Source organism: Sporosarcina sp. P2 (genome assembly GCF_002743255.1).
In the GTDB taxonomy this organism is placed as follows: Bacteria; Bacillota; Bacilli; order Bacillales_A; family Planococcaceae; genus Sporosarcina.
Map to the genome: position 1 here is coordinate 23,726 of NZ_PDYY01000004.1, position 14,891 is coordinate 38,616.

A 14,891-nucleotide genomic window follows, 5' to 3' on the forward strand; every position below is an offset into this window, starting at 1 on the left:
AATGAAAATCCAGAAAATACTTCTTTATGGATTCGGTCAGCATGAGAATCTAGAAATTAATCTGCGCCCCGGTATGAATCTTTTGTATGGACCGAATGAAGCGGGGAAGACGACCATTCAGCAAGCCATCCTTCATATTTTATTTGGATTTCCTCAAAAGAATCAACAGGAATTGCGCTATGAGCCGAAAACAGGTGGTAAATATGGCGGCTGTCTGTATATAGAAGATCAAGAGTATGGTAATTGGATGATTGAGCGGGTGCGCGGTAAGTCCTCAGGTGACGTCTTAATCCGTTTTGAAGATGGGCGTATTATGGAGGAAGCCGAACTAAAGAGGTTATTGAGAGGTTATGATCGACAAGCATTTGAATCTATATTCTCTTTTTCCTTATTCCAATTACAAGGTCTCGAGAAGATGGATGAAAATGATTTAAGCCGTACATTACTTGCATCCGGAACGACCGGCCTGGATACACTTTGGAAAGTGGAAAAGAAGATGGAGAAAGAAATGGGTAGCCTCTTCAAAAAGACTGGGAAAATACCACAGATGAATAAAAAACTGACCGAAATACGTGAACTTGAACAAGCGATGCAAAAAGAGCAGCAGAAGCTATCGATGTATGAACCGCTTACTAGTCGCAAGCAAGAACTCGACGAGCAAGTGGCGACTTTACGCTTGGAAGAGCAACGTCTTTATAAGCAGTCTGAAGAACAACGAATTGCCATGCAAATTGTTCCGCTACAGCAACAACGTAATCAATTACTTGAACAACTTTCCCACTTGACAGATACATTCCCAGCGGCAGGCATCCGACGGTACGAGGAACTGGCTAGTAAACAATCCGAATTGCAATTAAAGAAAACGCGTCTAGAGAAAGAACAATCGGAATGGCAATCGGAGTGGATCGATTTACGGCCTACTAGTGAAAGGCAGCAGTTAGAGCGCTGGGTCACACAAGAAGCAGAGTGGCATCGGTTACGTACGGACCGAATTTCTGCTGAACAAGAAATCCGTTTGCTCGAAAAGAAACTACAGCAACTCAGTAATCGTTTAGGATTAACCCATGATCAGCAGTTGTCGATAGGGAAGATGGATGTTTCCATCCAACGTGAACGCCAGCTTGAACCAATCCTCGAAGAACAGAAAGAGTTGGATCAGCAATTAAAAGCATTGCAACGTCTTCTCGCGGAAGCGGAAAGTGAACGGCAGGAATCAGAGCAACGAAAAGAACATACTGAACGTATACAATTGACTGAATCTGAACGAAAGAAACTGACGGCCTTGCCCGAACTGCAACATCAGCTCGCGGAAGCTAAATTCATTGTATCTGCGTCGGATAAGCAGGCATCGAATCAGATGGTTCCAGTAATTATTATGCTCATTGGCCTAGCGATTGGGGCATATAGTGTCTTGCAGCAGCAATGGTTGTTCACGTGCCTCGGTATAGTAATGGTGGCGATCGGTGCTTGGTTATGGAAACAACGACCCGCTTCTGTATCAGATCAGCAATCGTTCATTCGAGATAATGAACCGTTAGTGGCGGAACTCGAAAGACTGGCTGAGCGTGATGAGCTGCAACAGCGTGACCAACGGCAAGTGGCAGCAGAGATTGAAAGACTAGATTACAAATTACAGAAATATGCGGAAGAAATGGAACAACTTTATGATCAGAAACAAAAAGCGGTGAAGAAATGGCAAGACCTGTTGCAAGATGAACCATTCGATTTGACATTCAATATTCAGGAAAGCTTCCGCCTACTGCGCGAGTTCCAGGATGCGGAAATAGATCAGAAAACATGGCGGCTACGTTTACTAACCGCGACGCAACACGTACAGTCGCTAATTAAAGAAGTGGAAAAAGTGCTCGGACCTGTCGCGGAAGAAGGTTTATTTGAAAGAATTCGCCAAGAACTACTTCATCAGAATAGCTTGCAAGAAAAGCAGTTAAGCAAGCAAAAAACAGTACTTGAAATCAAAGAGCAATTACTAGAAACAAATGAGCTGTTGGAAACGACAACAGCGGAAATTTTACAATTGTTTACGATCGTTGGCGTATCAGAAAAAGAGCAATTTTATACAGCGTATCAGCAAGACCAAGATGCACAATTGCTGAAACGACAGCTAAAAGAAGTAGAAGCCCAGCTTTCCTTATACAATAAGGAACCATTGGTAAAAGAGTGGACTATACTGGAACTAGAACGACAACGCAGCGAGACGACGAACCGCCTTCAAATAATACGACAAGAAGTAGAAGCGCTTGTAGATGAGCAAGTCAAAGTAGGGCATGAAATCTCACAAATGGGTACCAGTCAGTCGTACAGTGAACTTCAGCAGTTAGTTGAAGTGCGAAAAGCCGAGTTGGAAGAAATGACAGAGCAATGGGTAATCCGTAAAGCTGTCCGTGAGTCGATTCGACAGACGATGAGTGAGTGGAAAGAACATCAATTACCAGCCGTACTCATTCAAGCAAATAAATGGTTCAGCTATTTAACAGGGGATCGGTATGCGACGATTGGTTTAACGGCAGAAGGTTATTTTGAGGCAGTCACTGCCGAAGGACAAACGTTCATGATCAATGAGCTCAGTCAAGCTACAAAAGAGCAAGCTTATCTTTCTTTACGACTAGCGTTAGCCTATGAATTATCAGAGCGTGCACCGTTCCCAATCATTATGGATGACCCATTTGTTCACTTTGATAATGAGCGACTTTCGCGTATGATAGAAATACTTACGGAGTTACAGCCATCACATCAATTTCTGTACTTTACTTGCCATCAAGAAATGAAATTGAAATGGCCAAGTGAACCTCATACAATTGAGATTGGACGAAAAGTAAAAGGGGAGATTTACTGATGAAAAAACTACTTGACTATCAAGTCGGTGAAACGATCGACATGTATTTATTGATTAAGCAGGCAACAAAAGGTGTCACACAGCAGGGGAGTCCGTTCATGACGTTGATTCTGCAAGATAAAAGCGGGGACCTTGAAGCTAAACTTTGGGATGCGGGTGAAGAGCAAGCCCAGATGTATCAGGGAGCGACCATCGTAAAAGTAGGTGGAGAAATCCATGAATACCGCGGGAAAAACCAACTTCGTCTTAAAGCAATCCGTCCTGTAAAAGAAGATGAAGGCGTGACAATTGCAGATTTAGTACCGTCTGCTGAAAAGAGTAAGGAAGTATTGCTAGACGAATTGATGCAATATTTCTTTGAAATGAAAAATCCACAAATTCAGCGTGTTACCCGTCATTTACTGAAGAAGCATCAGCAGGACTTCGTGTTATATCCAGCAGCTACGAGAAATCATCATGACTACGTATCCGGCTTGCTAGATCATGTAGTTTCGATGCTGAAACTTGGCAAGGCGATTGCGGAATTGTATCCGACGTTGAACAAAGACTTGCTGTATGCAGGAATTATTTTGCATGACATCGGAAAGGTCATCGAGTTGTCAGGTCCAGTCGGCACGCAGTATACGATTGAAGGGAACTTGCTAGGTCATATTACGATCATGGTCAATGAAATTTCCAAGGCAGCAGAAGAGCTGGAGATCGATGGTGAAGAAGTGATGTTGCTTCAGCATATGGTGTTGTCTCACCACGGTAAAGAGGAGTGGGGCAGTCCAAAGCGCCCGATGTTGAAAGAGGCGGAGATACTCCATTATATCGATAATATCGATGCGAAGATGAATATGCTGAACCGCGTAATGTCAAAGACTACGCCAGGCGAGTTCTCCGAGCGCGTATTCCCGCTAGATAACCGTTCGTTCTACAAGCCTACTTTTGAATAAACTACTATGGAACGGGGCACGACCCGTTGCAAAATAATAAATTTTGTTAAGTTGTGGTTTTACAAGAAGAACGATTCATGAAGATACTGAGTTTTTACTTATCATTGTAATAAAAAGAAAACAGGCAAACATTACGATTATAAAAACACAAAAAAGGTCTGCCAGTGGAAGTTATAACTTCCAAGGCAGACCTTTTTCATATATTACTTACCTTCTTTAACTTCCACTTCAGCATCGTCAGCTGGAGCATCTTCTGCAGGTGCTTTTTCGTCAGTTGGAGTACCTTCTTCAGCCGGTTGCTCTTCCATCTTGAACAAATCAAGTGCAGATTTTAAATCTTCATCTTTAATTTTTACATCTGCTGCTTTCACTAGCTTTGCAACTTTACTCAATAGCTCGTTTTCATCAGCCTTTTCCATCAATAGTTCATGACGGATTTCGTCTTTCTTTTCATCCGTAATCTTTTTATCATCAGTTTTGCGCTTTTCTTTTACTTCGATGATATGGAAGCCGTTATCTGATTGAACAGGCTCACTGATTTTACCTGGCTCTAAGTCATATGCAGCGTTCCAGAATTCAGGAACCATTACACCGTAAGCGAACCAGTCAAGATCTCCACCTTCATCTTTAGAGCCTGGGTCAGTGGAGTATTCTTTTGCTACTTTTGCAAAGTCTTCTCCCTTATCCAACTTTTCTTTTACTTCTTTTGCTGTCTTTTCATCTTCAACTAATATGTGACGAGCGTTGATTTCTGATTGAGATTCTTCGAGACGCTTGTTTAACTCTTCGTCAGAAACTTCAATGCCGTCAGTCAATGCAGCTTCTTGCAATTTATTCAAACGAATCATTTTCTTGAAGCTCTCAGGTGTTTGACCTTGTTGAGCTAAGAAAGCTTCGAAGTTTTCACCAAGTTGTTCTTTGTTTTTTTCAAATTCTGCGTCTACTTGCTTATCGTCTACATTATACTTGTCATCCAGAACCTTTTCTAAGATGATCATTTGTAGAGCTTGTTCACCAACAGATGTTTTCATTTCTTGATAAAATTCATCTTTCGTTACATCTCCTGCTTTGGACGTCATAACTTTTTCATCCCCGCCAGAACAAGCGGATAAAGCTGCAACCGAAGCTGCAAGTGTAAATGCTAACATCTTCTTTTTCATGTAATTAACTCCCTTAATCTAAGTATAGATTCTGATTATTCTTCAAGTAAACACTATATCATATAACGTATGAAAAACAAAAAGGTTCCATTCATCTGAAACAGCCCAACCGGTTTTTTCTACTTTCGCATAGGATACAATGTGAAAGGGGGTGCCTTCATGAGCGGTTACTCACAGGGCGGATCAGGTTCATCTTGCTTTGCTTTAATTGTTGTGTTGTTCATTTTGTTGATCATCGTCGGTGCAGCATTCTGTTATTAAAAAATGCCCTGCCTCCAGCAATGGGGGCGGGCATACATAGTGTCAGGCACTAAAGAATACTTCTACATATAAGGATAAAATGAGGATCGTGATCAGAATGTTTACAGTTCGATAAATTTTTGGCTGCTTATCTTCTGGAATCTCTCTAGATTGGCAAAGAGCAAATGTCATTTTATTAATTTGATATAAGTAGAACAATGAAAATAGAATGGTAATCGCAATAACCATTATAGACCTCCTCTTTCTGCTTCTTTACTATCATAGCAGAATTTGTGATCAAAAGGAAAAAACTACGCTGTCTAAAGAGCAGGTGATTAAGACTCTACTTTAGATTTTATAAGGTAATCATTTGAATCGATATATGTCTTCTCAATGTTCTGAAAACCGCGTTCGAAAATGTCCATAAAATCATCTCCATAAATGTTACGCAATACTGACATGACTTCTAGGAATTCAGGGAATTTGCCATAAATATCACGAATAGGGAGGGAACTCTGAAGTACGCTATAATCTTCATTATGGTAATTTTCATTCATCTGGATGAGTAGTGCTTTGCCTTTTTCTGAAACCGTTACATAGGTATTACGTCGGTCATCTTCTTTTTTTGAGAAATATAAAAGCTGGCGTTGTTCCAATTTTTTTGAGAAGTTAAAGGCGGTTGAGACATGCATTACACCAAACTTTGCGATGTCTGAAATGGTAGCACCTTCCAAATGGTAGGCGATCCATAAAATATGATGTTCATTAATATTGAGTTCATACGGCTTAATCCATTGTTGCCAATCCTTCTCTACAGCTTTCCATAATGCCTTGGACATTTGGGCTACACGCTGATTGAAGATCATGGCGTCTTTACGTGAAATATTTTGATCGGCCATCGAGACACCTGCTTTCTTTCTGTCATTTTATTTATTATACCAAAAAAACAACAAATAAAGAAGACGGAATAATAAAATAAATCAGTTTGAGTGTATATCCCATAGAATGCAGCTGTTTTACTATGGGTACGCACTCAAAGATTAGCAAGTGAACAACTGGCGCCTAAATGGAAATACGTTAGCGAGCTCCAATTGATTTTTCGAGATCATCCAAAGCTGCTTGAATTGCAGAAATTTCTTTCTCTAAGCGCTTCTTATTGTGTTCGGTCGAGCGCTTCCAGTCCGCTACAGAAACCTTCATTTCTTCGACAGTTTCTGGTACAAGCTCTTTTACTTCCTTCGTTAGATCGGTTACAGAATCTTTTAGATCCGCGACTTGCCCTTTGACATCTTTCAACTTATCCTTCAATTCGAGTGATGCATTTTTGACACTGTCACGCAGTTCACTTCCGGCTTTTGGTGTAGAATATAGAACAGTTACCGCAGAAGTAACAGCACCTGCCGCCAGACCAATAAAGAATGTGGACGCTTTCATATAGAGAACACTCCTTTTGTATAGTTATTATTTTATTAAAGCATGTTAGTGCATAGTTGAGCAAGATATGAATGAAATATTATACAACCAAAAGCAATTCTAACGGTTTGAAGAAGTGGACAGAAGAGTAGAATTTCTTTTGAGTGATGGAGAAAATTATCGTACGCTTCTGCCTACAACCTCCCCATGTTATTCTTGCAGTCGTCTAGAAATATGGGTAGCTAATTCAGACACTACGTTCATCGGGAACTGCTCTACTTTTGTATCAAATTCTACTTTCAGCCCATCTGATTTGTCATAGCGCGGTATTAAATGCATATGGAAATGATAGACTGACTGACCTGCGAAAGAGCCATTGTTTTGCAATAAATTCATTCCACACGGTTGAAATTCTTCTTTTAATGCATTGGCGATTTTTGGTGCCACTTTAAATAAATTCGCGGCTTCATCTTCAGTTAATTCATACACATTTTCACGATGTGTTTTAGGAATTAGGAGTACGTGTCCTTTCGTGACGGGCATAATATCCATAAAGGCGATAACGTGATCATCCTCGTATACTTTTTCTCCTGGAATCGTTCCTTCTACAATTTTGCAGAAAATACATGAGGTCATTTCTACACATCCTTTCATGTTTGGATGTATTGTAGCATATTTTCAGATAGTTAACGAAGACGGATAAAGCAATTTTACAATTTCTTTGCTAAAATAATACCAGAAGATAGGGGGAAAGATAATGGCAATCCTAGAACTAGAACACGTTACAGGTGGTTATACGCGCAGGCCTGTTTTACATGACCTTTCATTTCAGCTAGAAGAGGGGGAACTGGTCGGATTAATCGGTCTGAATGGCGCAGGAAAGAGTACGACAATCAAACATATTATCGGTGTGATGAATCCGCTTGAAGGAATAATCAAGATTGACGGGGCGACGTTTAGTGATAAAGAACATTACCGCCAATCATTCAGTTATATTCCAGAGACGCCAGTGTTATACGAAGAACTTACATTACAAGAACATTTAGAACTGACTGCGATGGCATATGGACTGGACAAGCAACAATTTGAAATCCGTACCGAACAGTTGCTGAAAGAGTTCCGTATGGAAAAACGCTTAAAGTGGTTTCCGGCTCACTTTTCCAAAGGTATGCGACAGAAAGTGATGATCATGTGTGCTTTTCTGGTAGAACCGAAATTATATATTATCGATGAGCCATTCGTTGGATTAGATCCATTGGCAATTCGCGCTTTGCTCGATCAAATCATTGAACGAAAAAATGCGGGTGCTTCTATTTTGATGTCGACTCACGTATTGGCAACGGCTGAGAAGTATTGTGATCGCATTATCTTGTTGCACGAAGGACGGGTACGTGCGAATGGGACGATGGACGACTTGCGCAAAGCATTCGGGCGACCAGATGCAACACTTGATGACTTATATATTGCCATGACTGAGGAAACTGATTATGAACAACATGCATGAAATTTGGGGACAGCGGTTCTTCCATTACGTCAATGAACTACAGAAATATATGCGCTATGTATTCACTGGACATTTGGCTATCGTTTTCATGTTTGCCATTGGAGCGGGTGGGTATGCATATAGTGAATGGCTAAAAGAAGTGCCTGTTTCATTCCCTTCTGCCTTAATCATATCCGTTGTCCTTGCGCTTTTGTTAATGAAGGCTGCACCAACCACGTTACTCAAGCCGGCAGACATTGTTTTTTTCTTGCCATTAGAAAATCAATTGTCGAGTTATATGAGACGCTCGATCACTTGGTCGACGTTTTCACAACTTCCGCTACCATTAATTTCTATGGTAATTGCGTTGCCGTTATTAAAGGCAACAGAAGTGGGGACGGGCATTGATTATCTTCTTGTATTGTTGGTAATCATTGTATTTAAAGGACTGTTTGTAGGAACTGAATACAGCGTCCGTATTGCGAATCATGACTTCGTTTGGCCGGATCGTGTTCTTCGACTGGTTTTAACATTTTTAACGATTCAATTCGCACTTACTTGGAGTACAGTTGCCATCTTTATCGGAATTCTTATCGCCATGCTCTATGCAAAGTTTTGGGATAAACAAGCAGCGCGTTATCCATTTCCGTATGAGCAGTTTATTGAATTGGAACAAAATCGTATGATGCGTTTTTATCGATTTGCGAATTACTTCACGGAAGTACCGCATCTAGTTGGATCCGTGAGTAAGCGTAGCTGGTTAACGATGGCTATGAAACGTTCTACATTCAAGCGCAAGGATGTGCAAAAGTACTTAATCGTCAGGACATTTATTCGTACAGATGATACATTCTGGTTGTGGGTTAGATTAACGGCGTTGTCTGCATTGGGTGCGTTCTTAATACCGTTACCAATTGTATCTTTCATCTTTGTAGGAGCGCTAGCGTTTGCGACTGCCGTTCAGTTGATATTGGCACTTGAAGGTGGAGACGAGTTTACTATGGATCAGCTGTTTCCCGAAGAACAGGAAAAATCGCAAATCAAAGCGGTTCGTTCGTTGGTTAGAAAATTGATTTGGTTACATGCAATCATTCTATTACTGGCGGCATTACCGTTATACGGCCTAAGCATTATACCTGTTTTGATTGCGACTATCGCACTCATTGTTGGGGAGGCAACGATCCGATTGACCAAAGAGCAATTGAAAGAAATTTGATAATAGATACTAGTAAAGTTGAACTAAAGTTCATAATATAAGTATTGTCACAGAATCATCTGAATATATGTGCCTAGTAAATACTCCACTAACTACATTTAAATAATTCAAAAGTTCGAATAGTTAGAATAATGGTTGCAATTTATATTCTATTGCATATATAATTACTAAAAGGTATCAGGGGTGAGAGAGATGAATAATAACAACTCATATGCTGAATTTTTGAAAGCGGTAGGTAATAATAGCACTTCTCTCCAAGCGGAAAAGCTGCTGAATGAAATCTATTGGGATCTGTTTCTACAACACATTCACTGGGAACAAACACAATCGCGAATCATGTTATTGATTGACGATGCGCTGGATCAAAATGACAAAGAAGCATTCGACCTGTATACACAACAATTGCTCGACATTTCACAAGAACATGGATACGAACTTAAAACGAAATAATTTATTTATAGGCACTGCTAGGACAAAATCCTGGCAGTGTTTTTTATTTGTATAGAATGTCTTAGCTGTAAGTTTCTTTCACAAAGTACAAGGGTACAATAAAGTACACAGAGAGTTAGTTTAAAACGTACGTTCGTTATTTCTTTAGAAAAAACAATAGTTGTGGTAAAATAGAAGGATAGGTGTTTAAGAAGAGGAGTGGAACCATTTGAACGAAACATTTCAATTGCAGGCACCATATACACCGCAAGGAGATCAGCCAAAAGCGATCAATAGCCTTGTTAACGGCATAAAAGAAGGCAAGAAACATCAAACGTTACTTGGTGCAACGGGGACAGGTAAAACATTTACAGTTTCTAATGTACTAACGGAAATCAATAAACCTACACTGGTCATTGCTCACAATAAAACGTTGGCTGGCCAATTATATAGCGAGTTCAAAGAATTTTTTCCAGATAATGCGGTAGAATATTTTGTTAGCTTCTATGACTTTTATCAACCGGAAGCGTATGTGCCACAGACGGATACTTTTATTGAAAAGGACTCATCGATCAATGATGAAATCGATAAACTTCGTCACTCCGCAACTAGTGCTTTATTCGAGCGTAATGATGTATTGATTGTGGCATCTGTATCTTGTATTTACGGTCTGGGTTCACCAGAAGAATATAATGAAATGGTATTTTCATTACGCAAGGGAATGGAAATACCGCGTAATCAACTATTGCGGACGCTGGTGGACATTCAGTACGAACGCAATGATATTAATTTTACGCGGGGTACATTCCGTGTCAGAGGCGATGTAGTCGAAGTCTTCCCGGTGGCACGTGATGAGCGTTGTATACGTCTAGAGTTTTTCGGAGATGAAATTGAACGAATCCGTGAAGTGGATGCCTTAACAGGTGAAGTCATCGGTGATCGTGATCACGTGGCTATTTTCCCTGGTTCCCACTTCGTTACACGTGAAGGAAAATTATTAAAAGCAATTGAAAATATTGAAATTGAATTGGAAGAACAGCTTAAATATTTACGAGATAACGATAAGTTATTGGAAGCGCAACGCTTAGAACAACGGACGCGTTATGATCTGGAAATGATGCGAGAGATGGGCTTCTGTTCTGGCATTGAGAACTACTCCAGACATTTAACGTTGCGTGAAGCAGGTGCAACACCTTATACATTGCTAGATTACTTCCCTGACGATTTTTTAATTGTCGTGGATGAAAGTCACGTCTCTTTGCCGCAGATTCGCGGCATGTACAATGGAGACCAAGCGCGGAAAAAAGTATTGGTAGAACATGGTTTCCGCTTGCCTTCTGCATTGGACAACCGACCATTGATGTTTGAAGAATTTGAAAAGCATATTCGCCAAGCGATGTATATTTCAGCAACGCCCGGCCCTTATGAAATTGAGCATACAGACGAAATGGTAGAACAGATTATACGTCCTACAGGATTACTGGATCCAATCATTGAAGTGCGTCCTATCGAAGGGCAAATTGATGATTTATTGGATGAAATACATCTTCGAATCGAGCGAGATGAACGTGTATTGATTACCACTCTGACGAAAAAAATGTCAGAAGACTTAACGGATTATTTAAAAGATATCGGGATTAAAGTTCAGTATCTCCATTCTGACGTTAAGACACTGGAACGTACAGAAATTATTCGCGAGTTACGGGTCGGTACGTATGATGTATTAATCGGGATCAACTTACTGCGTGAAGGGATCGACATCCCGGAAGTTTCATTGGTTACGATTTTGGATGCGGATAAAGAAGGATTCTTGCGTTCAGAACGTGCGTTGATCCAGACAATTGGTCGCGCAGCACGTAACTCAGAAGGGCGCGTCATTATGTACGCAGATAAAATGACAGATTCGATGAAGAAAGCCATTGATGAAACGGAACGTCGTCGTGAAATTCAAATAGCTTACAATGAAGAACATGGTATAACGCCTACGACAATTGTCAAACCGATACGTGAATTGATCCGTGCGACTCAAGTGGCTGAAGAAACGGAATCGTATTTGCAAAAGGTGACGAACGGCAAGAAGTTATCAAAAGACGAGAAAGGCTTATTGCTAATCAAATTGGAAAAAGAAATGAAAGATGCAGCAAAAGCCTTGGACTTCGAAAGAGCTGCAGAGTTACGCGATACCGTAATAGAACTGAAAGCAGAAAGGTAGAGTCCGCATGAAAAATAAAGAACTTGTAATACAGGGAGCGAGAGCGAATAACCTGAGAGATATTACGGTGAAGATTCCACGCGATAAACTGGTTGTGCTTACGGGCCTGTCGGGTTCAGGCAAGTCTTCACTAGCTTTTGATACGATCTACGCGGAAGGGCAGCGCCGCTATGTGGAATCATTATCCGCATATGCGCGTCAGTTCCTTGGACAAATGGATAAACCAGACGTGGATTCTATAGAAGGATTGTCACCCGCCATTTCCATTGACCAAAAAACAACAAGTAAAAATCCACGGTCTACTGTAGGAACGGTGACAGAAATCTATGACTACTTGCGTTTACTCTATGCGAGAGTTGGGAAACCACATTGTCCATATCATGGCATTGAAATCTCTACGCAGACGATTCAACAGATGGTGGATCGTGTAGTTCAATTGCCTGAGCGTACAAGAATTCAAATTTTGGCTCCAATTATTTCAGAACGTAAAGGGACGCATGCTAAATTATTTGAAGATATCAAAAGACAAGGCTATGTACGCGTTCGAGTCAACGGTGAAACAATTGATTTGGATGATCATATAGAGTTAGATAAAAATAAAAAACATACAATTGAAATCGTCATCGATCGAATTGTCATGAAGGAAGGCGTCGAAACACGTCTAAGTGACTCGTTGGAATCCGCCTTGCGATTAGCTGATGGTAATGTGCTGGTAGATGTAATCGGTGAAGAAGAATTGTTTTTCAGTGAACATCACGCGTGTCCTATTTGTGGATTCTCTATTGGCGAACTAGAACCACGTATGTTTTCATTTAACAGTCCATTCGGCGCTTGCCCTGAATGTGACGGACTTGGAATGAAGCTCGAAGTCGATCCAGATTTAGTCATTCCAAATAGTGACCTAACCCTAAAAGAACACGCCATTGCCCCATGGGAGCCAACAAGCTCGCAGTATTATCCAGAACTCCTGAAGACGATTGCGAAGCACTATAAAATTCCAATGGATGTACCGGTTAGCGAATTGGCTGACTCGGATATTGAAAAACTGATGGTAGGATCGAGAAAAGAAAAGATTCGCTTCCGCTATACAAATGAATTTGGTAATACCCGTGATAGCGATATTTATTTCGAAGGGGTTTTGCGCAACGTTGAACGACGTTATCATGAGACATCATCAGACTACATTCGTGAGCAGATGAGTAAATATATGACAGAAAAGTCATGTCCTACTTGCACAGGCTACCGCCTAAAGCCCGAATCACTTGCGGTATTAGTGAATGGTCAGCATATCGGAAAAATCACGGAACGCTCGATTGTTGAAACGACAAAATTCTTTGACCAATTAATTCTTTCCGAGAAAGATACACAAATTGCAGATATGGTCCTAAAAGAAATCCAGGAACGCTTGGGCTTTTTGGTGAACGTAGGTCTCGACTATCTGAATTTATCCCGTTCAGCAGGGACATTATCTGGTGGAGAAGCACAACGAATTCGTTTGGCTACACAAATTGGATCACGTTTGACGGGTGTTCTATATATACTGGATGAACCTTCAATCGGGCTTCACCAGCGGGATAATGACAGACTAATTGGCACGTTACAAAGTATGCGAGATATCGGTAATACATTGATTGTTGTAGAACATGATGAGGACACGATGATGGCTGCGGACTATTTAATTGATATCGGTCCTGGCGCTGGTGTGGCAGGAGGAGAAGTGGTAGCTGCAGGTACACCTGCAAAAGTTATGAAAAACAAGAAATCGCTGACCGGACAATACTTAAGCGGAAAGAAATTCATTCCACTTCCGATTGAACGAAGATCACGTGATGAACGCAGCATTATCGTTAAAGGTGCTTCGGAGAACAATTTAAAGCATATCGACGCAGAATTCCCTCTCGGTCAATTTATTGCAGTTACTGGTGTTTCTGGTTCAGGTAAGAGTACATTGGTCAATGATATTTTGCATAGAACATTGGCTCAGAAATTGAATCGCTCCAAACAAAGACCTGGAAAGTTCGAGAGTATTAGTGGTGTGGAACATTTGGAAAAAATTATCGATATTGATCAATCACCAATCGGACGGACACCACGCTCCAATCCAGCTACGTATACAGGCGTTTTTGACGATATACGTGATGTCTTTGCGATGACGAATGAAGCAAAAGTTCGGGGCTATAAAAAAGGTCGCTTTAGTTTCAACGTAAAAGGTGGACGGTGTGAAGCATGCCGTGGAGATGGAATCATTAAAATCGAAATGCATTTCCTTCCGGATGTATATGTACCATGCGAAGTATGTCACGGCAAGCGGTATAACCGGGAAACGCTGGAAGTGAAATATAAAGGAAAAAATATTGCGGACGTACTGGAGATGACCGTGGAATATGCAGTGGTGTTTTTCGAGAATATCCCGAAAATCCACCGTAAATTACAGACGATAGTTGATGTAGGCTTAGGCTATGTTCAATTAGGTCAACCCGCAACGACACTATCAGGTGGGGAAGCCCAACGTGTGAAATTGGCTTCGGAATTGCATAAACGTTCCACGGGTAAATCGTTTTATATTTTAGACGAGCCAACAACGGGTTTGCACGTACATGACATTGCCAAGTTACTAGAAGTTCTTCAACGTCTAGTTGATGGGGGTAACACGGTTCTCGTTATTGAGCATAATTTGGATGTTATTAAGACGGTTGATTATATTATCGATATCGGTCCGGAAGGCGGAGACAAAGGCGGAGAAATTGTTGCAACGGGGACACCGGAAGCGATAGCAGAAGTTAAAGAGTCCTACACAGGGAAATATTTGAAAACCATCCTAGAAAGAGATCGAAATCGGATGAAGGAACAAATTCAGAGTGTAGTAACGAAATAGAAAATGAAACTTTTGTTCCGCAGAACCGTATAAATAGATAGCTGCTAAAAAGATTAGTCAAAACGAGGAGG

Annotated in this window: 13 protein-coding genes; 8 read left to right on the forward strand and 5 right to left on the reverse strand. The window is 40.8% G+C overall.

What is annotated here, in order from left to right; genetic code table 11:
• The first annotated feature begins 1 nt into the window (after position 1).
• Entirely contained in the window at positions 2 to 2,854 is a 2,853-nt protein-coding gene (locus tag CSV67_RS05575; RefSeq protein WP_099630621.1) for an ATP-binding protein, read from the forward strand.
• Complete coding sequence (yhaM, locus tag CSV67_RS05580) at positions 2,854 to 3,792, forward strand: 3'-5' exoribonuclease YhaM (protein ID WP_099630622.1); 939 nt, start codon at positions 2,854 to 2,856, stop codon at positions 3,790 to 3,792. Before CSV67_RS05575 ends, yhaM begins: the two co-directional genes overlap by 1 nt.
• Positions 3,793 to 3,995: 203 nt before the next feature.
• Here yhaM and CSV67_RS05585 read toward each other — a convergent pair whose 3' ends face one another.
• Positions 3,996 to 4,952, reverse strand: coding sequence for a peptidylprolyl isomerase (locus CSV67_RS05585; protein ID WP_099630623.1), 957 nt, complete (start codon positions 4,950 to 4,952; stop codon positions 3,996 to 3,998).
• A 159-nt stretch (positions 4,953 to 5,111) separates the two neighbouring features.
• Between CSV67_RS05585 and CSV67_RS05590 the strand changes: the two genes are divergently transcribed.
• The gene (locus CSV67_RS05590; protein WP_099630624.1) at positions 5,112 to 5,213 is read left to right on the forward strand and encodes a YjcZ family sporulation protein; all 102 of its coding nucleotides are present in this window, start codon (positions 5,112 to 5,114) and stop codon (positions 5,211 to 5,213) included.
• A gap of 42 nt (positions 5,214 to 5,255) precedes the next feature.
• Here CSV67_RS05590 and CSV67_RS05595 read toward each other — a convergent pair whose 3' ends face one another.
• The 4 genes from CSV67_RS05595 to CSV67_RS05610 all read right to left on the reverse strand — a co-directional run bounded on the left by CSV67_RS05595 (position 5,256) and on the right by CSV67_RS05610 (position 7,241).
• A complete protein-coding gene (locus tag CSV67_RS05595; protein ID WP_099630625.1) occupies positions 5,256 to 5,441 on the reverse strand; it encodes a hypothetical protein in 186 nt (61 codons plus the stop codon).
• Between the two features lie 86 nt (positions 5,442 to 5,527).
• Positions 5,528 to 6,091, reverse strand: a complete 564-nt coding sequence (locus tag CSV67_RS05600) for an HTH-type transcriptional regulator Hpr (protein WP_099630626.1) — start codon at positions 6,089 to 6,091, stop codon at positions 5,528 to 5,530.
• A gap of 178 nt (positions 6,092 to 6,269) precedes the next feature.
• Positions 6,270 to 6,626, reverse strand: coding sequence for a YtxH domain-containing protein (locus CSV67_RS05605; protein ID WP_099630627.1), 357 nt, complete (start codon positions 6,624 to 6,626; stop codon positions 6,270 to 6,272).
• 189 nt (positions 6,627 to 6,815) lie between these two features.
• Positions 6,816 to 7,241 carry an HIT family protein gene (locus CSV67_RS05610; RefSeq protein WP_099630628.1) on the reverse strand — a complete coding sequence of 142 codons (426 nt, stop codon included), beginning with the start codon at positions 7,239 to 7,241 and terminating at the stop codon, positions 6,816 to 6,818.
• Positions 7,242 to 7,362: 121 nt separating this feature from the next.
• On the opposite strand from CSV67_RS05610, the gene CSV67_RS05615 reads away from it, so the two are divergent.
• From CSV67_RS05615 to uvrA, 5 genes are all read left to right on the forward strand, one after another.
• Positions 7,363 to 8,109 carry an ABC transporter ATP-binding protein gene (locus CSV67_RS05615; protein WP_099630629.1) on the forward strand — a complete coding sequence of 249 codons (747 nt, stop codon included), beginning with the start codon at positions 7,363 to 7,365 and terminating at the stop codon, positions 8,107 to 8,109.
• Complete coding sequence (locus CSV67_RS05620) at positions 8,093 to 9,304, forward strand: ABC transporter permease (RefSeq protein WP_099630630.1); 1,212 nt, start codon at positions 8,093 to 8,095, stop codon at positions 9,302 to 9,304. Before CSV67_RS05615 ends, CSV67_RS05620 begins: the two co-directional genes overlap by 17 nt.
• 192 nt (positions 9,305 to 9,496) lie before the next feature.
• Entirely contained in the window at positions 9,497 to 9,754 is a 258-nt protein-coding gene (locus tag CSV67_RS05625) for an IDEAL domain-containing protein (protein ID WP_099630631.1), read from the forward strand.
• 208 nt (positions 9,755 to 9,962) lie between these two features.
• On the forward strand, positions 9,963 to 11,945 hold the full coding sequence (gene uvrB / locus CSV67_RS05630) for an excinuclease ABC subunit UvrB (RefSeq protein WP_099630632.1): 1,983 nt from the start codon (positions 9,963 to 9,965) through the stop codon (positions 11,943 to 11,945).
• A 7-nt stretch (positions 11,946 to 11,952) separates the two neighbouring features.
• Positions 11,953 to 14,820 (forward strand): excinuclease ABC subunit UvrA, encoded by a 2,868-nt coding sequence (gene uvrA / locus CSV67_RS05635; protein ID WP_099630633.1) that lies wholly within the window; start codon positions 11,953 to 11,955, stop codon positions 14,818 to 14,820.
• Positions 14,821 to 14,891 lie beyond the last annotated feature (71 nt).